16 protein-coding genes are annotated in these 21,749 nt (G+C 46.2%); 11 read left to right on the top strand and 5 right to left on the bottom strand.

The features are described 5' to 3' along the window. Positions 1-295 precede the first annotated feature (295 nt). The 7 genes from QPK24_RS22540 to QPK24_RS22510 all read left to right on the top strand — a co-directional run bounded on the left by QPK24_RS22540 (position 296) and on the right by QPK24_RS22510 (position 9,167). Positions 296-1,606, top strand: a complete 1,311-nt coding sequence (locus tag QPK24_RS22540; RefSeq protein ID WP_285744899.1) for an ABC transporter substrate-binding protein — start codon at positions 296-298, stop codon at positions 1,604-1,606. Between the two features lie 97 nt (positions 1,607-1,703). Beyond that, positions 1,704-2,582, top strand: a complete 879-nt coding sequence (locus QPK24_RS22535; RefSeq protein WP_285744897.1) for a carbohydrate ABC transporter permease — start codon at positions 1,704-1,706, stop codon at positions 2,580-2,582. Continuing rightward, complete coding sequence (locus QPK24_RS22530; RefSeq protein ID WP_285744895.1) at positions 2,582-3,427, top strand: carbohydrate ABC transporter permease; 846 nt, start codon at positions 2,582-2,584, stop codon at positions 3,425-3,427. The genes QPK24_RS22535 and QPK24_RS22530 overlap by 1 nt, the downstream gene beginning before the upstream one ends. A 989-nt stretch (positions 3,428-4,416) precedes the next feature. Continuing rightward, positions 4,417-5,931, top strand: a complete 1,515-nt coding sequence (locus QPK24_RS22525; protein WP_407082942.1) for a DUF4127 family protein — start codon at positions 4,417-4,419, stop codon at positions 5,929-5,931. A 79-nt stretch (positions 5,932-6,010) separates the two neighbouring features. Continuing rightward, the gene (locus QPK24_RS22520) at positions 6,011-6,703 is read left to right on the top strand and encodes an N-acetylmannosamine-6-phosphate 2-epimerase (RefSeq protein WP_285749519.1); all 693 of its coding nucleotides are present in this window, start codon (positions 6,011-6,013) and stop codon (positions 6,701-6,703) included. Then, complete coding sequence (locus QPK24_RS22515; RefSeq protein ID WP_285744893.1) at positions 6,690-7,526, top strand: MurR/RpiR family transcriptional regulator; 837 nt, start codon at positions 6,690-6,692, stop codon at positions 7,524-7,526. The genes QPK24_RS22520 and QPK24_RS22515 overlap by 14 nt, the downstream gene beginning before the upstream one ends. Before the next feature lie 51 nt (positions 7,527-7,577). Further along, positions 7,578-9,167: an FAD-dependent oxidoreductase gene (locus QPK24_RS22510; protein ID WP_285749517.1), complete on the top strand. Its 1,590-nt coding sequence runs from the start codon at positions 7,578-7,580 to the stop codon at positions 9,165-9,167. 61 nt (positions 9,168-9,228) lie between these two features. Here QPK24_RS22510 and gntK read toward each other — a convergent pair whose 3' ends face one another. Further along, complete coding sequence (gene gntK / locus QPK24_RS22505; protein ID WP_285744891.1) at positions 9,229-10,800, bottom strand: gluconokinase; 1,572 nt, start codon at positions 10,798-10,800, stop codon at positions 9,229-9,231. A 142-nt stretch (positions 10,801-10,942) separates the two neighbouring features. On the opposite strand from gntK, the gene QPK24_RS22500 reads away from it, so the two are divergent. Next, positions 10,943-12,093 (top strand): IS3 family transposase gene (locus QPK24_RS22500; protein WP_407082915.1). Its coding sequence is split into 2 segments (ribosomal slippage): positions 10,943-11,204 and positions 11,204-12,093, totalling 1,152 coding nucleotides; the frame shifts between segments, so codons are not numbered across the junction. A 174-nt stretch (positions 12,094-12,267) separates the two neighbouring features. Here the strand turns inward: QPK24_RS22500 and QPK24_RS22495 are convergent. The 4 genes from QPK24_RS22495 to nagE all read right to left on the bottom strand — a co-directional run bounded on the left by QPK24_RS22495 (position 12,268) and on the right by nagE (position 16,992). Continuing rightward, complete coding sequence (locus tag QPK24_RS22495) at positions 12,268-13,095, bottom strand: carbohydrate ABC transporter permease (RefSeq protein WP_285744889.1); 828 nt, start codon at positions 13,093-13,095, stop codon at positions 12,268-12,270. A 15-nt stretch (positions 13,096-13,110) separates the two neighbouring features. Continuing rightward, entirely contained in the window at positions 13,111-14,016 is a 906-nt protein-coding gene (locus tag QPK24_RS22490; RefSeq protein WP_320416930.1) for a carbohydrate ABC transporter permease, read from the bottom strand. A 64-nt stretch (positions 14,017-14,080) separates the two neighbouring features. Beyond that, positions 14,081-15,340, bottom strand: coding sequence for an ABC transporter substrate-binding protein (locus tag QPK24_RS22485; RefSeq protein ID WP_285744885.1), 1,260 nt, complete (start codon positions 15,338-15,340; stop codon positions 14,081-14,083). Between the two features lie 188 nt (positions 15,341-15,528). Beyond that, positions 15,529-16,992 carry an N-acetylglucosamine-specific PTS transporter subunit IIBC gene (gene nagE, locus QPK24_RS22480; protein WP_285744883.1) on the bottom strand — a complete coding sequence of 488 codons (1,464 nt, stop codon included), beginning with the start codon at positions 16,990-16,992 and terminating at the stop codon, positions 15,529-15,531. 380 nt (positions 16,993-17,372) lie between these two features. Here nagE and glpK point away from each other — a divergent pair, with 380 nt between their 5' ends. The 3 genes from glpK to QPK24_RS22465 all read left to right on the top strand — a co-directional run bounded on the left by glpK (position 17,373) and on the right by QPK24_RS22465 (position 21,719). Beyond that, complete coding sequence (glpK, locus tag QPK24_RS22475) at positions 17,373-18,866, top strand: glycerol kinase GlpK (RefSeq protein ID WP_285744881.1); 1,494 nt, start codon at positions 17,373-17,375, stop codon at positions 18,864-18,866. Positions 18,867-19,037: 171 nt separating this feature from the next. Continuing rightward, positions 19,038-20,699 (top strand): glycerol-3-phosphate dehydrogenase/oxidase, encoded by a 1,662-nt coding sequence (locus tag QPK24_RS22470; RefSeq protein WP_285744879.1) that lies wholly within the window; start codon positions 19,038-19,040, stop codon positions 20,697-20,699. A gap of 24 nt (positions 20,700-20,723) precedes the next feature. Then, positions 20,724-21,719, top strand: coding sequence for a Gfo/Idh/MocA family protein (locus QPK24_RS22465; RefSeq protein ID WP_285744877.1), 996 nt, complete (start codon positions 20,724-20,726; stop codon positions 21,717-21,719). Positions 21,720-21,749: the final 30 nt, after the last annotated feature.

The raw sequence follows: 21,749 nt of genomic DNA, 5'->3' as shown, positions 1-21,749 counted from the left end.
CGGGAGTCTAAGTATGATAACTAGTCTTCCAAATGATTTATTAGAATATGCAGAAGGCTTAAGAAGGGAAGAGACAAGCGGCTCATATGAAGATAAACCAAGTAAAACAGGGGTGTTAGTCTAAAAAGAAAAAATATTCCGCTTTTTATAAAAATAGTGGAAAAACCTTTTTTTATTAGGATTGTTTTGCTATAATCTCCCACAAAGGGAATTAGAAGTAAAAAACTTCCGAGATTCTCACATCATATTGTTCTCTTCAAAAATGACATTTTCCAAAGCTAAAGGGGGAAAAGGAATGAGAAGAAACAGAAAAGGGATGAAGCTAACCTGCCTTACCGTTTTACTGTTAGCTATGTTTATTAGTGCTTGTTCAGGTGGAGGAGGTACGGCAGAACCGGCTGATCCGAAACCTGCTGATCCGGGAAAAGGGGAAGTAAGCAGTGAACCCGTTACACTGAAGTTCTGGACGATTGCACTGCAGCCCAAGTTTAACGATTATTTCAACAAGCTCATTACCGAGTACGAAGCTGCCCATGAGAATGTCACAATCGAATGGCAGGATTACCCCTATGATGCTATTACACAGAAGCTGCTCACGAGCAGTGCAAGTAACACAAGCCCCGACGTTGTAAACCTCAATACGGAATTTGCCAACCAGATGGGCACCAAAGGAGCTCTGGTTGATCTAAATGAATACCTCACCGCCGAAGAAAAAGCCGAATATTTTGATGGAATTTTCGATTCAACCGTTCTTGGAGATAAAGCATATGCATTGCCGTGGTACACAGGCACGGAAGTTCTTTTTATGAACAAAAAAATAGTGGAAGCTGCCGGACTTGATCCAGCAAGCCCGCCTCAAACGCGAGAAGAGCTTGCAGACTGGGCTCGTACAGTAAAAGAAAAGACAGGCAAAATGGGATATGCCTTAAATCTGGTTACGAAACTGCTGACCATTGATGGTATCCCGATTCTTAATGAAGATAAATCCGCCGCTGCTTTTAACACACCGGAGATGGCAGCTACAGTAGAGAACCTCAAGAAACTGATGGATGAAGGACTCATCGTTAAAGAAGATTCCGATCTTGGGAAGCAGGTTCAGTTCTATTCTGCAGAGCAGACTGCTTTTGTACTCGCAGGACCAACATTTATCAACTTTATTAAGACATCCGCTCCAGAAATTTACGAGAATACAGTAGCCGTATCTCTTCCAACTGGAAAAGCAGGGCTTCGTTTATCAAATTCCATGGACCTTGTTGTACCTAGTAAATCTAAGCATCCAAAAGAAGCAGCAGAGTTCGCTAAATTCATTACCAATGCAGAGAACCAAACTGCTTTCTCTAAAGAGGCAAATACACTGCCATCGACTAAAAAATCAGTAGAAGATCCATTCTTTACGGAATCCGATGGTTCACTTGAAGCAGAAGCAAAACTTGCTTCGAGTCAAAGTCTTGATAAAGCAACCGACCATATGGTGGGCGTACCGAATGCATCGGACATTAACTCTGCTCTAGCCCGCGGATTACAAGATATGCTGCTAAATGGGAAAGAGATTCAAGCCACCCTTAAGTCGATGGAAACTGAGGTCAATAATATTTTGAAACAATAGTAATGAGATATGAAAATAGATTCAGCTCTAACAGATAAACCAAAAAGTGAGGCAGGACTTGTTCTTGCCTCCTGCTGTTTATGAGGAGGAATGTAAAGTGAGATGGATTCGCTCCGAGTCTTTTGCTGCCTGGGCTTTCATGACCCCGGGGCTGATCATTATCGCCGTATTCGTATTTTGGCCGATTCTTTACGGAATTCCGTTATCACTAACGAACTATTCTGTCATCGCAGAGACCAAATATGTCGGGCTGACTAATTTTAAAAATGCTTTTCTAGATAAGAACTTCACGATCTCGCTATGGAACTCACTGCTGTATGTTATCGTAGTGCCGTTCATTCAGATTTTCTCCATCCTGATGGCTATCCTGGTGAATAGTCGCATTCCGGGAATTAAGCTGTTTCGTGCCGCGTTCTATATTCCTGTTGTTACTTCGATGGTGGCTGTGGCGCTGATCTGGAGCTGGCTCCTAAGTAATAACGGGGTAGTGAACTACCTGCTTATGAAAGTAGGAATTATTAGTGAGCAAATCTCGTGGTTATCTGCTAGTGAAACGGCACTTGCGACCTTGATGTTCATTACCATGTGGAAGGCGCTTGGATATTATATGATGCTTTATTTAGCAGGTCTGCAAGGGATTCCGAATGATCTGTACGAGGCAGCAAGGGTGGATGGTGCGAACCGACTTCAGCTGATTTGGAGTATTACCCTTCCGCTGCTGCGTCCCCATATTTTCTTCTGTTCCTTGATTTCTGTCATGGGTGCAGTGCGGGTCTTTGACGAAGTATATATTCTGACAAAAGGCGGACCCGGAACGTCAACGCTCGTATCGAGTGTGTATATTTTTGAAAAAGGGATTAACCAATTTAACTTCGGTTATGCCTCTGCGCTTGGATTAATCGTCAGCGTGCTGATCGGCGGACTAAGCGTGCTCGTATTTAAGTTCAATCAGAAAGGCGGTGTCAATCCTTACTGATGGAAACGACGAGAAGAGCAAAAAACGTACGCAAGATTATGAATATGGCGGTTACTTATTTCTTTTTGATTCTGCTGGCTATCTTTATGATGGGACCTTTCCTGTGGCTGCTTAGCGTTTCCTTAATGCCGGGCAGAAATGTGTTTGCTACACCACCTGCCATCTTTCCAACGTTTATTGATTTTGATAACTACGTACAGGTATGGGCGTTCCTTAACTTTCCAAGGTACATCCTGAATACCGTCATTATTACCGCACTTGGCGTAGTATTTAATATTGTACTAGCTTGTATGACCGGATACCCGCTTGCGGTGTTCCGTTTTAAGGGCAGAAATTTCGTGTTTGTGACGATGATTGCCACCATGATTATCCCTTCTTCCACCGCAATGATCGTGCACTATTTAACGATACAAGAATTGCATTTGATGAATACGTATTTGGGTGTGGTGCTGCCCGCAGCTGTTTCCGTATTTAATATCTTTTTGATGCGGCAGACTTTCCTTGGTATCCCAATTGATGTGAGAGATTCAGGGAAGATGGACGGCGCATCCGAATTCCGGATTTGGTGGCAGCTCATTTTACCCTTGGTGAAACCAGGGATTGCTGTTATTGCGCTGCTTGAGGTGATGTCATTCTGGAATAGCTTCCTGTGGCCGATTGTTATTCTTGAGGATACGAATAAGTATCCGCTGTCTTCTGCACTGACCTACCTAAATGGACAGTTCTCTTATAATTTCGGCTGGATCGCCGCCGGAACAATGATTTCTGTTATCCCTATCATCCTGGTTTTCCTCTTCACACAGCGTTACTACATGGAAGGCATCGCCGGAGCTGTAAAAGGATAAGTTGCCCCTTGCCAATGGAAGCAGCAAGAGACAGCTCTACCCCGTCTGCCTAAAGTAGAAAGGCAGATCGACGCCGAAGGCTACAAGGTTTCGCCCTACCCTGTCTGCCTAAAGTAGAAAGGCAGACAAACGCCAAAGGCTACAAGGTTTTGCTTTACCCCGTCTGCCTAAAGTAGAAAGGCAGACAAACGCCGAAGGCTACAGAGGTTTTGCCCTACCCCGTCTGCCTAAAGTAGAAACGACAGACAAACGCCGAAGGCTAGAGGGGTTTTGCCCTACCCCGTCTGCCTAAAGTAGAAATGGCAGACAAACGCCGAAGGCTACAGAGGTTTTGCCCTACCTCATCTGCCTAGTGTAGAAACGGCAGATCGACGCCGAAGGCTAAAAACACCTAACAAACCAGTCAGCCAAGTGGATATTAGGCTGACATGCCAAAGGCATCAAACTAACTAACATTGAGGTAAGGGTGGAGTGAAACGCCCCGCCCTCCAGCCCCCTTGTAGAGCGAGTGTTCTGGATACTGAGCGACTTTTGGCTTTGAATGCAGAGATTCCTCAACCTAGAAACTCTTCGCATTCAAAACAAGTCGGAGCGAAGGAGTCAGAACAGGAGCACCTAATATCGAGGTAAGGGTGGAGTGAAACGCCCCGCCCCCCAAGTCCCTCTTGCAGAGCGAGTGTTCTGGATACTGAGCGACTTTTGGCTTTGAATGCAGAGATTCCTCAACCTAGAAACTCTTCGCATTCAAAACAAGTCGGAGCGAAGGAGTCAGAACAGGAGCACCTAATATTGAGGTAAGGGTGGAGTGAAACGCCCCGCCCCCAAGTCCCCCTTGCAGAGCGAGTGTTCTGGATTCTGAGCGACTTTTGGCTTTGAATGCAGAGATTCCTCTACCTAGAAACCCTTCGCATTCAAAACAAGTCGGAGCGAAGAGGCCAGAACAGGAGCGCCCGAACAGGAGCCCCCGAATACAAGCGAGGAGTGATAACGTGCAAATCACCTTTATCCCTTTAGATGAAAGACCATGTAACTACGAATTCCCGTACATGCTTGTCCAAGGAACGGAGCATAAAATCGACCGCCCCCCATTGTCCATGATGGGACAAAAGAAAACACCGGGAGACTGGGAACAACTGTGGACATGGCTCGAAGAGAAAATAGAAACCGCAGATGGAGCGGTTATTGCGCTGGATACATTGCTGTATGGAGGAATCATCCCTTCTCGCCTGCATTATTTTAGTGAAACCGTATTACTCGAACGGCTGAACCGATTGCGAAAAATAAAAGAGAAGCGTCCTGAACTGAAACTGCTGGCCTTCCAGCTCATCATGCGTTGTCCGCAGTATTCGATCTCGGATGAAGAACCGGATTATTATGCCGACTGGGGCCGCGAAATTTTCCGGAAGGGGTACATTGATCACCGAAAAGAGCTGAATATTGTAGCGCCAGAAGAACTGGAGGAACTGAGCGATATCAATAGCCGCCTGCCGGATGAGGTGCTGAATGATTATTTAGGCCGAAGAAAAATCAATATGGAAGCGAACAAAGCTGTGCTGGAACTTGTAAAAGACGGGACGATTGAGTTTCTGATTTTTCCGCAGGACGACTCTGCACCGTATGGTTATACAGCAAAGGATCAGCAGGTAGCAAGGCAGCGTATTGGAGAACTGGATCTGGAACTGAAAGCGTATATGTATCCGGGAGCCGATGAGGTGGGATGTACGCTGATGGCGAGGCTGATTAACGAGTGGAAAGGGGTACAGCCGCTTGTATATCCAAGGCTGTCTTCCATTCAAGGGGCTTTTGTGACCCCGGTTTATGAGGATCGTTTTTTCTATGAAACACTGAAATACCAGATTACTGCGGCAGGTGCACTGATTGCTTCGAGTGCAGCGGAAGCGGACCTCATCTTACTGGCAAGCACACCTGGAGAGACCATGATGGAAGCTGTTTCGCAGGAACATCCTTTTTTCAGTTATGATGTGTACCGAAATTTAATGGAGCTGGTGGAGTACGGGAGTTACCTGCTGAAGCAGGGAAAAGCGGTAGCGGTAGCCGATGTAGGATATGCCAACGGGGCAGATCTGAAGCTTGTAAAGATGCTGCGTCAAAAAGGAATGCTGTTTCAGCTGGCAGGTTATGCCGCTTGGAACACAAGTTCAAATTCACTCGGGACCGTGATATCCCAGGCCCTTCTATACACCCATTATGGACGTACGCAGGAACATCTCGATTTTCTATCCCTTCGATATGCTGAGGATGCGGGTTACTGCGCCATCGTGCGGAAAGAGCTGAATGCTGGTCTCGTAGATCAGATGGGATATAACAAGTTTCTGCTGGATGGGCCTCGCGGTGAAGTAGCAAGTTATGTAAGAGCGAGATTAGCAGAAGTATTAGAAGAGAAGATCAATGGTTCCGAGGGTAAGGTAACGATCACCGATTGTTATATGCCATGGAATCGTACGTTTGAAGTCGGATTGAAAGTGAAATATACGCAGGAGTAGATCAATGGATACAGATAGATAGTTTTCGTACTTAGGAGAAGGATGAAGGAAAGAAGGTGCATCAACGTTGGAACTCATTATGAAGCAGATTCGGAAGGGACTCATTGCCTCGTGCCAAGCTTTGCCCGGAGAGCCTCTGTTCGGTTCGGATACGATGGCAAAAATGGCAAAAGCAGCCGAGGCAGGAGGAGCTGTTGCGATTCGGGCCAACAGTGCCGAAGATGTGAGAGCAATCAAACAAGCTGTAGAGCTGCCTGTCATTGGGATCGTGAAACGAGATTACGCTGATTCAGAGGTATATATCACTCCTACTCCCAGAGAAGTCGATGAATTGATTGAAGCAGGAGCAGATATGATTGCCATAGATGCCACGCAGCGTAAAAGACCTGGAGAGATCACACTTGAGACGATGGTAGATTATATGCGTTCACTGAATATACCGATCATGGCAGATATATCAACGCTTCAGGAGGGCGAGTATGCAGCTTCTCTTGGGGTTACCTGTGTATCAACGACACTCTCTGGCTATACACCGTATTCTCCAAATCTACAAGGACCGGATCTCGAACTTATAAAAGAAGCAGTCCATAAACTAACTATACCTGTCATTGCCGAGGGCAGGATTCAAGAACCTTCACAGGTAGAAGAAGTACTTCGGCTTGGAGCATACGCCGTGGTCGTCGGCTCTGCAATCTCCAGACCACAGCTGATTACCAAACGGTTTGCCGATGCCGCACGGAAGGCAGTGATCCTACTCAATGGAAATGAATGATCGGATTCATACGTATTTACCTTCCCTAACAAGGTCAGAGCAAAAAGTAGCGGAAAGTGTCCTGGCGAATACCGATGATCTCATGTATTACTCGGTTACCGAACTTGCTGATTTTGCGGGTGTTGGGGAGACCACCGTTATGCGGTTTTGCAGAAAAATTGGATTTAACGGCTACCAAGACTTTAAATTATCGCTTGCCCAGAATGTTGGGGTGAGAAGGACAGATGGTCAGGACGAAGACGAAGATGAGGATCATAGTGATTTTGTGAAAATGATCTACGAGACAAATGTGAATATTCTGAAATCGAGCATGAGTTTGCTTGCAAAAGAGAACTTGATGCAGGCCATTGAATGGATAGACGAAGCGAGACATGTGCAATTTTTTGGAGTGGGAGCTTCAGGAATTACCGCACTGGATGCGAAGAACCGGCTGCTTCGTATAGGGAGAAGATCGGAAGCTGCAACCGACAGTCATATTCAGGCGATGATGGCGGTCAGTATGTCAGAAGGAGATGTAGCCTTTGGGATCAGTGTTTCGGGAAGTACGATAGATACCAATAATATGCTGATGAAAGCCAAAGAAAATGGAGCTAAAGTGATCGCCATCACGAATTATGCCAAATCACCGATTACAGCGATAGCAGATATTGTGCTCCTTACCGCCGGTAAAGAGATGCCGCTCGAAGGCGGTTCGATCGGGGCTAAAATTTCGCAATTATTCATCATTGATCTTATCTGCGAGGGTTTGGCCCGCCGTAATGTTGTGCTGACAAAACAGATGAAAGAAAAGACGGCAAGAGCCGTCATCGATCGAAGCTATTAAGAAATTAACACTTAGCCGAGTAACTAACTTCATTCGAATGGAGGAAGCATGATGCAGACTACGTTCATGGAAGCAGATATCGTCATCATCGGAGCAAGTCTTGGGGGAGTGGCTGCAGCCAGGGCCGCAGCTAAGGCAGGAAAACGTGTAGTTATGACGGAAGAAACGGACTGGATTGGAGGACAGCTTACTTCACAAGCTGTACCGCCGGATGAACACAGGTGGATTGAATCTTTTGGCTGTACGGCAAGTTACCGCGAATTTCGGGACCGTGTCAGAGCTTATTATAAAAATAATTATCCACTCACCGATGAGGCAATGGGTAATTCTATTTTAAACCCGGGTAATGGTTGGGTAAGCCGGATCGCACATGAACCCAAAGTTGCACTGCGTGTGCTGGAAGATATGCTCGCTCCTTATGTGAATACAAGACAAATTCAAATTCTATATAACACGACAGCTATCTCCGCAGATACGCAAGGTCCAGAGATTATTTCAGTGCGAGCAAGAAATGAGAAGAGCGGCGAAGAATATCAGCTGACCGGACAATATTTTTTGGATGGTACGGATAACGGAGACCTATTGCCGATGACAGGCACAGAGTATCTAATTGGCAGTGAATCAGTCCGGCAGACCGGTGAACCCCATGCGCTGGATGAAGCGGATCCGGAAGATATTCAGTCCATTACACATGTGGCAGCAGTAGAGTATGTAGAAGGCGGAAACTTTACAATCCCCCGCCCAGCAAATTACGAGTTCTGGAGAAGTTATACGCCGCTCTTCGGGGATATTCCTATCCTCAGCTGGTTTACCGCAGATGTGAAGGATACCGCTAAACGGAAACAGTATACGATGTTCCCTAATGATCAGGGGATTCCTTCGCTGTGGACCTACCGCCGTATCGTCGATCCATTCATATGGCGTGAACCGCTGCCGTCCGGTGAAGTTACTCTACTCAACTGGGCACAAAATGATTATTACTTAGCTCCTGTCATTGGTGTGACAGCGGAGCAGAAGAGGGCGCATGCAGAGCAAGCGAAAGAATTGACACTCTCGCTCGTATACTGGCTGCAGACCGAAGCACCGAGATTAGATGGAGGCAAAGGTTATCCGGGAGTAAGGCTTCGCGGAGATGTACTCGGGACGGAAGATGGTCTCGCAAAGACTGCATATATCAGGGAATCGAGGAGACTTAAGGCCCTGTATACGATTAGTGAGCATGATGTGAGTAAAGAACTGCGCGGCGACCAGGGGATTAAGCGTTATTCAGATAGTGTGGGCGTAGGAAGTTATCATCTGGACTTGCATCCTACGACAAAGTCTCAGCGTTCGTTCTACATACCAAATTACCCTTATGAAATTCCGCTTGGCTCCTTCATTCCCATACGGATGACCAACTATCTTCCGGCTTGTAAAAATATCGGGATGACGCAGATCGCTAATGGATGTTATCGCCTGCATCCAACGGAATGGAATATAGGTGAGGCAGCAGGATATCTTGCTGCATACAGCGTGACCCATGGTATTCGTCCAAAACAGGTATACGAATCAGCAGAGCATCTGGCTTCCTTTCAGCAACTGCTGCAGGAGCAGGGCGTAGAGCTTCACTGGCCTGATGAAGTATATGATTCATTATATTAGATAAAAAAGCATCCGATTATCCCGTTCAGAACAGGGGGAGGTCGGATGCTTTTATGATGCGTTAAATGTTTTTAGGAAGCCGTTCTTCCATCTCGATCTGAAAAGCAGTAACTGCCGCATATTCTTCTTCAAATTTGCGAGAAATCCGAATAAAGATAGGCAGCAGCTCGCGGTAGACGGAAACCGGTTCTGCTTCAGGATCATGATGATAGGTAGAGCCCATCATGTCTTTTGCTACATCAAGAGAGTCGATTTTCCCTGTTGCGTACATCCCGAGAATTACTGCACCGAGGCAAGAACTTTCGATGCTGTCTGGAAAAACAACTTTCTGATCGAAAATATTAGCCATCATCTGCCGCCATAATTCTGTACGAGCAAAACCGCCGGTCGCGTGAATGGTTTTCGGTCTTCCGATCTGTTCCTCAATGGCGAGCATGACGGTATATAGATTAAACAGAACTCCTTCCAGAGCGGCGCGTACCATATGTTCTTTCTTATGCTGCAGCGTCAGGCCAAAAAAGGAACCGCGGGCTTCAGGATTCCATAGAGGCGCCCTTTCTCCCATCATATAAGGATGGAATAAAAGTCCATTCGAACCGGCAGGAACCTTTTCTGCAATAGCAGCGAGTACTTCATAAGGATTCATGCCCAGCCGTTTTGCTGTCTCGACTTCAGAAGAAGCGAGTTCGTCACGGATCCAGCGGAAAATCACGCCCCCATTATTCACAGGGCCGCCGATTACCCACTTCTGCTCCGTTAGCGCGTAGCAGAAATAACGGCCTTTCGGATCAGCAATAGGGCGATCAACTACGGTGCGTATCGCCCCGCTCGTACCGATAGTAATGGCAACAACGCCGGGGTCAATGGCCCCTACGCCTAGATTAGATAACACACCGTCACTCGCACCTACCACAAAAGGAGTGGAAGGGGAGAGATGCATCTGCTCAGCATAGGAGGGATGGAGATCTTGTATCACATGCATCGTAGGAACAAGCTCCGATAAATGATCAGCCGAGATCCCTGCCAAACGCAGGGCTTCTTCATCCCAGTCCAAGGTATCCATGCGAAGGAGTCCTGTGGCGGAAGCGATAGAGTGATCAACCATGTATACCCCAAAGAACTGATAGAATACATATTCTTTAATCGATATGAATTTATGAATTTGAGGCATTAGGTCTTGCTGTTCCCGAGTAAACCACATGATCTTGGTGAGCGGGGACATCGGATGAATCGGTGTACCTGTTCTTGTATAAATTTCTTGACCAGTCTTGTCTTTCTTAAGCTGTTTTGCATATGCTGCGCTGCGATTATCTGCCCAAGTCAAAACGGGGGTAAGCCGATTACCCGAATGATCCATGGCAATCACACTGTGCATAGCAGAGCTGAAGGAGACAAACTGTATTTTATCAGCGGGTAGTTCACTACTCGTCATTACCTCCTGAATCGAATAAACAACGGCTTTCACGATCAAATCAGGGTCTTGCTCTGCTTTTATTGCGCCTTCGGTATGTAAGGGATAGCCTTGACTTGCCTCCGCAATAATTGTTCCATCTTCCTGGAACAGGACAGCCTTGGTGCTGGTGGTACCAATATCGACTCCAATCATATAGGAAGCCTCATGACTTGTGCCCATTGAATACACCTTCTTCCTGAAAAATAGAAAAAGACCGCAACAGCAGCGGCCCTTTTGGTATTATCCCCTCATGGTAGACAGTGAAAAAAGAGAACATGTTACAATGAACTCAAACACTGGAAAACCGGAGGGGATTTTTGTTATGTCAGCGAAGAAAGGTCAAACTTTTAATCGATATAGTGAAGAAACGAAGAAAGAGGCTGTCCGTTTGCGAGTAGAAGAAGGGTGGACGTACAGTCGAATCATGGAGAAGTTTGGAATCAAAAGTGAGAGCCAGATTATCACATGGGTTCGTAAATGCCAAAATGGTGAGGGGTTTGAGGATTACCGGGGACGTTGGGCGAAGAAGCATTTTAGTAGTGCGGAAGAAGAAAATGCATATCTGAAAGCGCAGGTAGAATATCTAAAAAAGCTAAATCCAAACTTGCACGGGGAGGGAAGCTGGATTTCGAAGCCCGGTGCCAGTCCATTCGAGAAATAAGCAAAGTGGCTCCCGTAGTTTGGCTATGTAGAATCGCTGAAATATCACGTGCAGGCTACTATAAATGGAAGAAGAATTTAGTTCATCGAGAGAAACGAGCAAATCGTGATGCAGATCTAAAGGCACACATCTTGAGCATTCATCGAATTCGTCCGTATTTCGGTTACAAGCGAATGCGTACTGCTTTAGGAAAAGAAGGCTTCGTTGTGAATCACAAGAAGGTCCGTCGCTTAATGAGAGAACTTCAGATTCGTTCTGTTATTCGCAAGAAACGTCCGTTTTGTGGCCGCAAACCATCGGCCTTGTTCCCTAATGTCTTAAATCGGGAATTCTCTGCGACTGCTCCTGTGCAGAAGCTTGTGACAGATATTACATATGTCCGGATTGGGCATGAATTTGCTTATCTCTCGGCTGTAATGGATTTATATAACAACGAAATAGTAGCCTGGGAACTCTCCGAGCGCAATGACCTAAAACTCGTTATGGACACTGTGCAGCAACTAAAAGATGGACCCTCTTTGCTCCATTCGGACCAAGGGTTTCAGTATACCTCGAAAAGCTATGCTAAGTTGCTTGAAGAGAAGCAGTTGACAGGGAGTCATTCCCGACGTGGAAACTGCTATGACAATGCTTGTATCGAGTCGTTCTTTTCCCACTTAAAGACGGAAAAGCTGTATTTGGAAAAGCCTAATAATCTGGAACAAGCAAGAAGCCAAATTACGGAGTATATTTCATTTTACAATAAGGAACGTTTCCAAAACAAACTCGGCGACCTCTCCCCAATCGAATTCCGGGAAAAAGTCGCCGCGTAAATGGAAAATCCTCTTTTTTTAATGTCTACTTGACGGGGCTATGACCACTTTCCGTGTTCTTTTTACGAATGAAAGCCTTGAGAGCTATACTTATGCATTAACCTCTAATACTACCCATTAATCTTCCCTCTTTTTTAGATGAAACAGAAATAACAGTGGAAAAGGAAAGCGAGTCTAGTCTTTAATCGCACCCGCTGCAATGTCGGAAATAAACTGCTTGCTCACAAATAAGAACATGATGATAAGTGGAATTATGGCAAGCAGTGTACCGGCAATAATCATGGAATAATCGGTATTATAGAGTCCATTTAATTGGGACAAGGCAATCTGAAGCGTATACTTTTTCTCATCCGTAAGGACAATGAGCGGCCACAGGTAATCATTCCATACTCCTATAAAAGTGAACGCTCCTAGAAAAGCGAACGCGGGACGCAAGATAGGCAGCGCTACATTAAAGTAGATTCGAAAGAAACCTGCACCATCCATGCGGCCGGCATCGAGCAGCTCGCTTGGAATCGAACCTTCAGCATACTGTCTGATCCAGAAGATGCCGAAGGCATTGACCATTCCAGGGATGATCAGGGCTTTGAACGTTCCGACCCAGCCGAGCTCTGCCATAATGACAAAGGAAGGAACAAGAGAGAGCTGTGAAGGAACCATCATGGTCGTGAGCAGGATGACGAACAGAATCTTTTTTCCCGGGAATTCATACTTAGCAAAAGCAAATCCCGCCAGTGAATCAAAGAAAAGCACGAGTACCGTAACCGCCGTTGCTACGAATAAGGTATTTAAAAAGGCACCAAAAAAGTCAATCTGTGTCATGACCCGCGAAATGTTATTCCACAGTTCCCCGCCAAACCAAAGTTTTGGAGGAAACTGATAAATATCCGATGTGGTTCGGGTCGACATCACAATAAGCCAATAGAAGGGAAACATGGAGATCATAAGTCCGATGGCTAAGCCAAGATAGAGAATAAACGATGTAAACTTTGACTGCTTCATGGAACCTCACTCCTTCTATTTGGATGATGGACCTTGAACGATTTTCCAGTTAATGAATGAGAACAAGGCAATAATCAGGAACATCCCCCAGCCCACCGTTGCCCCGTAACCAAAGTAATTATTGATAAATGATTCACGGTACAGATAGAGGACAATTGTCATCCCTGCTCCGCCGGTTCCGCCATTATTGCCAAGCAGAATCTGCGGCTCAGTAAAGAGCTGCATACCCCCGATTGTGGAAGTGATGACGGTGAAGAGAATAACGGGACGAAGGAGCGGAATGGTAATACGGAAAAAAGACTGAATACCCGTAGCACCGTCGATTTTGGCAGCTTCATATAAGGTAGTTGGAATACTCTGCAGCCCGGCAAGATAAATAACGGCATTATATCCGGTCCATCTCCAGATGACCATAGAGGAAAGAGCGGCTTTAATTCCCCAAGGCACATCGAGCCAAGCAACAAGAGGAAGATTGAATACACCCATTACATAATTTAAAATCCCATAGTTGTTCGCGAATAAGGCAGCGAAAATAATAGATACAGCTACAATCGAGGTAACATTCGGTAGAAAGAATCCAATTCGGAAAAAGGTTTTGAACCTGATAAAAGGGGCATGGAGTAAAAAAGCGACAATTAGAGCAAAGAAGAGCATGGGGATCGTAGAGTAAATCCAGATCATAAAGGTATTGCCTACGGCTTGCCAGAACTCGGGGTCGGTCAGCATATAGCTGGAATTATTGAATCCGTTAAATGTCATCTCGCCAATGCCGTCCCATTTATGAAAGGCAAGATAGAGTGAGAATCCGATCGGAAACAAACCGAAGACAGCGAACAAGAGATAAAAAGGGGAGATAGCGGTATACACGGCCCGGTTCTTCCAAATTTCCTTAGCAAGCTGGCGTTTTGGCGGGACCGGCATATAGGTTTGTGTAGGTTTATGCTTTACAGGTTGCTGCATAAAGGTACCTCCTTTTCATTTGGGCTTATCGCTTCAGTTCTCGTTCTACCCGCTGCATCGCTTCATCGAAGGCAGTAGCTGGATCAAGATTCGCAATATTATTCAGCCAGCGTGTCATCACCCCGTGAACGGCAGGATACCGTTCTCCGAAGAAGGAGATTTGGACATTTCGTGCTGATTCTGCAAAAACTTCACCTGTCGCTTGTCCTCCAAAGAAAGGTTCACCTTCCCGAATTGTGTCACTGTCATAAGCGCTCGGGGTGGACGGGAATAGGTTGGTTGTTTTGAACATTGTCAGCTGGTTCTCCGGGTTCTGGAGCCACTTAATGACTTCAAAAGCTTCTTTAGGATGCTCGCTTGATTTTGGAATGGCCATGAACGAGCCGCCTACATTTCCGTCTCCTCCTGGAGCTCTTGTTACCCGCCACTTTCCTGCGGTATCTGGAGCTGCTTCTTGGAGAGGCTGTTTCATCCACACCGCGCCTACGAAAGAAGCGATCTTCCCTTTGTTCACACCAGCGTTCCATTCGGGTGTCCAGTGGTCTGCATTTGCAATGAGTCCGTCCTTATGAAAAGCGACTGACATGTCCCAAGCCTCACGAATGGTCTCATTCGAATCCCCTATAAAATCTCCTTCTGGAGTAAAATACTTCTTATCACTTTGTGAGATGATCTCGTTGTATACGTTTTCAATATTGTCATACATAAAGACCTTTCCGTTGAATGCTTCCTTCAGGGTAAGACCCGCCTGCCTATAATCGTCCCATGTGCTCATCTGCTTATGCACTTCTTCAGGATCGGTTGGCAGCCCGGCTTCTTTAAATAAATCTTCTCGGTAAAATAGAGCCGTTGGTCCGGTATCCATTGGGAAGCCAATCATCTGACCATCCGGTGTAACCCCTTGTTGCCATTTCCAGTCTAGATACTGATCCTTCACTTCAGCGGCTCCAAACTCATAAAGATCGTAGAAACGATCCTGGCTTGGGAACAGCTCCATAATCCAGTCATTTAGAGCAACAATATCGGGTTCGCCAGACTTGGCCGCCATCGTTGTCTTTAATTTGGACTTGAAGTCACCGCCAATCTTTTGGGTCACTAGATGAATGTTGGGAAACTGTTCTTTTGCTTTTTGAAGCAGTTGATCATCAATACTACGGTTCCAATACCATAATGTAAGCGTTATCTTTTTGTTGGATGACAATGGATCTGCAGTGGGTGAAGAGCTGCAGCCGCTGATAACAAGAACCGCAATTAGGATAACGAGTGACCAGGTTCTCTGTTTCATCTTGAAGATGCCCCCTTTGGTGGTAATAGACTAGATTTAATACCATCTTATGCTTTATATGTGATGATATGTATCCTCCTGCGTGCCTAATTTGTTATGACTTCAAACAGAGAAAGAACGACAGCTAAGTAAAATAAATAAAAAAAGCCTGCCGCTGTAAGCGCCGGGCTTCTCACTTGATCTTTGTATTACATTTTTTTCTTGATTTCATCTTTTAGCGCTTCAGAAGAAGTACCAAAAATAATCTGAACAGCACCATGACCGAGCCGCACAACACCCGCCGCACCTGCTCTTTTTAGTTCGATATCATTCACAATATTCTCATCTCGTACCACGAGACGCAGGCGGGTAATACAAGCATCAATACTTTCAATGTTATCCGTGCCGCCAATGGCTCGGAGCACTCTTTCTGCTTTGATCTCCTCTAATGTTGATTTCATGGCAGGTACTTCGGGTTCTTCTGCTGTCTCTAGGACCTCTGCATCACTATCTTCGCGTCCTGGTGTTCTTAGATTGAATTTGACGATAACATAGCGGAACAGGAAGTAATATATAACGCCAAAGGCGAGACCAACTGGAAGGAGCAGAAAAGGGTTAGTCGATAACTTGATATTCAGCAGGTAATCAATCAGACCCGCCGAGAAAGCAAACCCAAGCTTAACATCAAGCAAGTACATAACGAGTCCGGACAAGCCGGTAAGCAGCGCATGAATGACATAAAGAACAGGGGCAAGGAACATAAAGGAAAACTCCAGCGGCTCTGTAATCCCAGTAAGGAAAGAAGCCAGCGCTGAACCAATAAAGATGGCACTAACCATTTTACGTTTCTCAGGTCTAGCGGTATGTATAAGCGCAAGGGCAGCTGCCGGCATGGCAAACATCATAATCGGGAAAAATCCGGACATGAAGACGCCAGCTGTCTTGTCTCCTGCAAAATAACGCGTTAGGTCCCCGTGAACCACTTCACCCGCTGCATTCGTAAAGTCACCAATCTGGAACCAAGCAATAGAATTCAGTACATGATGAAGTCCGACAGGAACAAGCAGGCGGTTTGCTGCACCGAAAATAAAGGCACCTGTTCCTCCGAGACCGACGACCCAATTTCCAAAGACAGCAATGGCGTCTTGTATAGGACTCCAGATCATACCAAGCAAAGCAGCCAGAATAATCGTGGTAATCGATGTAATGATGGGCACAAAACGCTTCCCAGAAAAAAAGCCGAGCCACTCCGGCAGTTTCATATTGTGAAAACGCCTATAGAGATAGGCAGATAGAATCCCTGTAATAAAACCGCCAAGCACCCCGGTATCCAGCTTCACATCGTCCGGTATATAGTCAAAAACAAGCGGAACCTGTTCCATAACCTTTACAAGAATCAAATACGAGATAACCGCAGACAGGGCAGCGACAGCATCCCCAGCCAAACCAATGGCGACACCCACAGCAAATATAATCGCAAGATTGCTAAAGATCGTTCCAGCACCCGCACTCAGAAAAGGAGTGATGTACTGGTTGATAAATCCGCCGACAGCTCCGAGCGGAATGTCTTTTTGATAGTCAATGAGTGCGAAGCCTTGCAAAATCCCGGCAGCGGGAAGCGCAGCGACTGGCAGCATTAATGATTTGCCGAGTCTTTGTAGAGCTTTCAGCATAAATAGGTGTCACTCCTTATATGTAATGAAAAGACCAGGTTTTGCCCCCCCCGCTTAATGACTCATGGTTGACTTCCGCAAAGCCAGCATATAGATTAACTATACATAAAATTGGGTACTTGCATTTAGCTTCTGGCGAGCAGGCTGATTAGAATATATGGCTTGGATGAGATAAGAATTACAGAGAATGAATCCTTTTCATCATAGTTGCTTTCATCAGGATGGATGAATGGTAAAAGATACCGGGCTATTATTGAAGTATTACCAGGTATAATGCCTTCAATCATTTAGAGGAATAGAAAAGAATACACGTAAGTAAAAGAGAAGTGAAAAATAAGTAAAAGGTGAGTAAAGAGAAGGAGAACGTAAGGAGGTAAACAATGGAGCAATATATTATGTCTTTGGATCAGGGAACAACAAGTTCAAGAGCGATTTTATTCAATAAAAAAGGGGATATCGTCTATAGTGCTCAGCGCGAGTTTACGCAGTATTTTCCGAAGCCGGGGTGGGTGGAACATAACGCGAGTGAAATTTGGAGTTCAATCCTAGCTGTCATTGCGAATTGTTTAGCTGAGTCAGGGGTAAACGCTGCACAGATTGCCGGCATCGGTATTACGAATCAGCGGGAGACAGCAGTGGTATGGGAGAAGGATACGGGACATCCCATTTATAATGCGATTGTTTGGCAGTCCAGACAGACGGCAGATATTTGCTCGAAGATGAAAGAAGATGGATTAGAGGATCTGATCCGTGAGAAAACAGGGCTTCTTATCGACCCCTATTTCTCTGCGACAAAAGTGAAGTGGATTCTAGATCATGTAGAGGGAGCGCGGGAGAGAGCGGAAAAAGGCGAGTTGCTCTTTGGAACGATTGACAGCTGGCTGATCTGGAATTTGTCAGGCGGAAAAGCGCATGTCACGGACTATTCAAATGCTTCCCGTACAATGATGTATAACATTCATGAACTGAAATGGGATCAAGAGATTTTAGATCTATTGCAAATTCCTGCTGCGATGCTGCCTGAGGTGAAAGGTTCATCTGAAATCTATGCTTATACCGTGCCTTATCATTTCTTTGGTGCTGAGATTCCTATCGCAGGAGCCGCAGGCGACCAGCAAGCTGCTTTATTCGGTCAAGCTTGCTACCGTGAGGGTGATATTAAGAATACATACGGTACAGGCTGCTTTATGCTGATGAATACCGGTGAGACTGCGATCCGTTCAAAACATGGACTAATTACAACCATTGCTTGGGGCGTTGGCGGTAAGGTGGAATATGCACTCGAAGGCAGTATTTTTATCGCCGGATCGGCTGTACAGTGGCTGCGGGATGGACTGCGTATGATCCGAGACTCCAAAGACAGTGAGCTGTATGCCTCCCGGGTAGATTCTACGGATGGCGTATACCTTGTGCCTGCGTTTGTAGGTCTCGGCAGCCCTTATTGGGACAGCGATGTGCGGGGAGCGATGTTTGGCCTGACCCGAGGAACAACCAAAGAGCATTTCATTCGTGCTACCTTGGAGTCGCTTGCTTATCAGACGAGGGATGTACTAACAGCGATGCAGCAGGATTCAGGTAATGGGCTGGCAAGGATGCGAGTCGATGGCGGTGCGGTAAGAAATAACTTGCTGATGCAATTTCAGAGTGATATTTTAGGCTGTCCGGTGGAAAGACCGACCATTGGTGAGACGACAGCCCTCGGAGCAGCTTACTTAGCGGGTCTTGCTGTTGGTTTTTGGAGCAGCTGTGAAGAGATTAGTGAACAATGGGCTTCAGAGCGGATTTTCGAACCGGTGATGAAGGAAGAAGAGCGAGAACGATTATATAGCGGCTGGCAAAGAGCAGTACATGCTGCCATGGCTTTTAAAATATAAATGGAAGAATCTGTGTCAATCATGCAGCTGCGTGGTAAGATACAGATAAAAGTAAATATGGGTCTGGAAGAGAAGGAGAGACTGCAAATCCACTTGGGGAATATCCCGTGTGCTATTTTGCGGTCTTTTTTACATAGGTTATAGAAATGATCGGGGCGGAGGTTTTCTCATATGAAGGCAGGATTTGCAGGGATATCAAGACAAGAAATGATCCATAGGATGGAGAAGAATACATATGATTTACTCATTATCGGCGGAGGAATTACAGGCGCAGGGATCGCTCTCGATGCTTCATCCCGCGGGATGAAAGTGGCTTTAGTGGAAATGCAGGATTACGCCGCCGGGACGTCCAGTCGCTCTACGAAGCTTGTGCATGGAGGCCTTCGGTATCTCAAACAATTTCAAGTTGATGTCGTAGCGGAGGTCGGTAAAGAGCGAGCGATTGTATATGAGAATGGCCCGCACGTTACGACACCCGAGTGGATGCTGCTTCCGTTTTATAAGGGAGGAACGTATGGCAAATTCATGACCGGGGTTGGCCTTCGAGTGTATGATTTCCTCGCTGGAGTGAAGAAGAATGAGCGCAGAGTGATGCTGAATAAAGAACAGACACTGCAAAAGGAACCTTTGCTGAATGATCAGGACCTGTCAGGCGGGGGTTACTATGTGGAGTACCGGACGGATGATGCAAGACTTACCATTGAAGTGATGAAAGAAGCAGTTAAGCAGGGAGCTCATGCAGTAAATTATGTAAAGGCAAATCAGTTTCTCTATGAAAATCAGCAGGTCAAAGGTGCGCTCGTGCGAGATTTGATATCAGGAAAGGAATTCACGGTTCGAGCAGCGAAAGTGGTGAATGCAGCCGGTCCCTGGGTAGATGAACTTCGTGAGCTGGATCATTCCAAAAAAGGAAAAGTGCTGCAGCACACAAAGGGTGTGCATCTAGTCATTGATCAGAGCCGCTTTCCGCTAAGGCAGGCTGTTTATTTTGATACACCGGATGGCCGTATGCTTTTTGCGATTCCTCGAGAGGGCAAAGCGTATGTGGGTACGACCGACACGGTCTATGAGGAAGATTTGGCTCACCCCCAGGTAGAACCTGAGGATCTGGATTATGTCATGAAGGCGATTCAGCTTATGTTCCCGAGTGCCGGAGTTACTTACGATGATGTGGAATCGAGCTGGGCAGGAATCCGTCCTCTTATCTATGAAGAAGGAAAAAGCGCCTCTGAAATTTCACGAAAAGATGAAATCTGGCAGTCAGAAACAGGACTGATCACGATTGCTGGCGGCAAATTAACCGGCTATCGAAAGATGGCGGAAACGGTCGTAGATTTAGCTGCGAAGTTACTCTCTGAGACGAGTGGGCATGTGTTCCGTTCTTGTCAGACAAAACAAATGCCGATCTCAGGAGGCCATGTCGGTGGAAGCGGCGGGTATCGTGCTTTTGTGGAACAACTGATAAATGAAGGACAGCAGTATGGATTTACTCAGGAAGAAGCATCCTCTCTAGCTGCGATGTATGGTTCCAATACGGAGCGGCTGTATCAGATCGCAGAGCGATTAGAGCAAGACGGTCAGGAATATGATCTGCCTGCTCCATTACTCACTCAGCTTCAGTATGCGATGGAAGAAGAGATGGCGGTAACACCGGCAGACTTCTTCGTACGGCGAACGGGCAGCTTATTTTTCCGAATTCAGCAAGTGGAGCAGTATAAATCGGCCGTTATAGCTTATATGTCTGAGGCAAATGCTTGGACGGACATGGAACAAGATATGTATAACCAGGAGCTTGAACAACTGATCCGAGAAGCAAAGCCGCAGCGGGTCTAGATTAGATATAAAGGAGATGCTGACATGATGTTACACATCGGAATTATGGGTACGGGGTGGTTTAGTAAAGTGCATGCCGATCTGCTTCAGGAGGCAGAAGATGTGAAGATACAAGCGATTCTCGGTACGAGTCTCGAAAAGGCACAGACGATGGCTGTAAAATATGAGGCAAATCCTTATGAAGATCTCCATACGATGCTTGAAGAGGAAAAGCTGGATGCTGTTTATATCTGTGTTCCGCCGATGGCGCATGGAGAGATAGAGTTAGCATTAATCGAACGGGGTATCCCCTTCTTTGTGGAGAAGCCGCTGTCGGTTGATCTGGAGCTGCCCATGCAAATTGAAGCTGCCATTCGTGAGAAGGGTCTGCTGACAGCTGTAGGCTATCATTTTCGATATCAGGAGAACGCAGAAAAGCTTAAGCAGGCATTAGCAGGACAAACGATCGGGATGGCGAGTGGCTGCTGGAATGGAGGAATGCCAGGCGTAGCTTGGTGGCGTGACCTAGAAGGCTCTGGCGGGCAGTTTATTGAACAGACCACGCATATTGTCGACTTACTACGCTATGTAGCCGGCGAAGTATCTGAGGTACAGGCAATGTATGCAGGGCGCAGCATGCACAAGCTTCATGAAGGAGTTACGGTTCCCGATGTAGGGACGGTAAACTTAAAGATGCAAAATGGGGCAGTAGCCAATATTATGAACACCTGTATTTTACCTGAGGGAGTAGCGGGACGATCCGGACTTACTTTCTATACCGCGGAAGGCATATGGGAGTGGAATCCTGAACAGCTGGTCATTTCTACAGCAGAAGGGAAGCAAACCATAGCGGGTGAGAATAACCCTTATCAGCGTGAAAATGAAGCCTTTCTGCATGCTGTTCGGACAGGAGATCGAAGCCTCATTCGCTCAGATTACCAAGATGCACTCCGTACACAGGCAGTTACTGTAGCTGCATTACAGTCTGCCAGGTACGGAGATCGGCTGTTTATTTCTGAGTCGACAGATAAATGGGTATAAGGTAATCTTCGGTCATTTCTTTTTCAGAGA

The organism is Paenibacillus polygoni, from assembly GCF_030263935.1.
GTDB lineage: Bacteria > Bacillota > Bacilli > Paenibacillales > Paenibacillaceae > Paenibacillus > Paenibacillus polygoni.
This window is presented reverse-complemented; position numbering and strand designations above follow the sequence as displayed.

Bases quoted from the DNA above. Each gene is read 5' to 3' on its own strand.
- QPK24_RS22540 (WP_285744899.1), top strand. From the start codon at position 296: ATGAGAAGAAACAGAAAAGGGATGAAGCTAACCTGCCTTACCGTTTTA.
- QPK24_RS22530 (WP_285744895.1), top strand. From the start codon at position 2,582: ATGGAAACGACGAGAAGAGCAAAAAACGTACGCAAGATTATGAATATG.
- QPK24_RS22520 (WP_285749519.1), top strand. From the start codon at position 6,011: ATGAAGCAGATTCGGAAGGGACTCATTGCCTCGTGCCAAGCTTTGCCC.
- QPK24_RS22515 (WP_285744893.1), top strand. From the start codon at position 6,690: ATGGAAATGAATGATCGGATTCATACGTATTTACCTTCCCTAACAAGG.
- QPK24_RS22510 (WP_285749517.1), top strand. From the start codon at position 7,578: ATGCAGACTACGTTCATGGAAGCAGATATCGTCATCATCGGAGCAAGT.
- gntK (WP_285744891.1), bottom strand. From the start codon at position 10,800: ATGGGCACAAGTCATGAGGCTTCCTATATGATTGGAGTCGATATTGGT.
- QPK24_RS22495 (WP_285744889.1), bottom strand. From the start codon at position 13,095: ATGAAGCAGTCAAAGTTTACATCGTTTATTCTCTATCTTGGCTTAGCC.
- QPK24_RS22490 (WP_320416930.1), bottom strand. From the start codon at position 14,016: ATGCCGGTCCCGCCAAAACGCCAGCTTGCTAAGGAAATTTGGAAGAAC.
- QPK24_RS22485 (WP_285744885.1), bottom strand. From the start codon at position 15,340: ATGAAACAGAGAACCTGGTCACTCGTTATCCTAATTGCGGTTCTTGTT.
- nagE (WP_285744883.1), bottom strand. From the start codon at position 16,992: ATGCTGAAAGCTCTACAAAGACTCGGCAAATCATTAATGCTGCCAGTC.
- glpK (WP_285744881.1), top strand. From the start codon at position 17,373: ATGGAGCAATATATTATGTCTTTGGATCAGGGAACAACAAGTTCAAGA.
- QPK24_RS22470 (WP_285744879.1), top strand. From the start codon at position 19,038: ATGAAGGCAGGATTTGCAGGGATATCAAGACAAGAAATGATCCATAGG.
- QPK24_RS22465 (WP_285744877.1), top strand. From the start codon at position 20,724: ATGATGTTACACATCGGAATTATGGGTACGGGGTGGTTTAGTAAAGTG.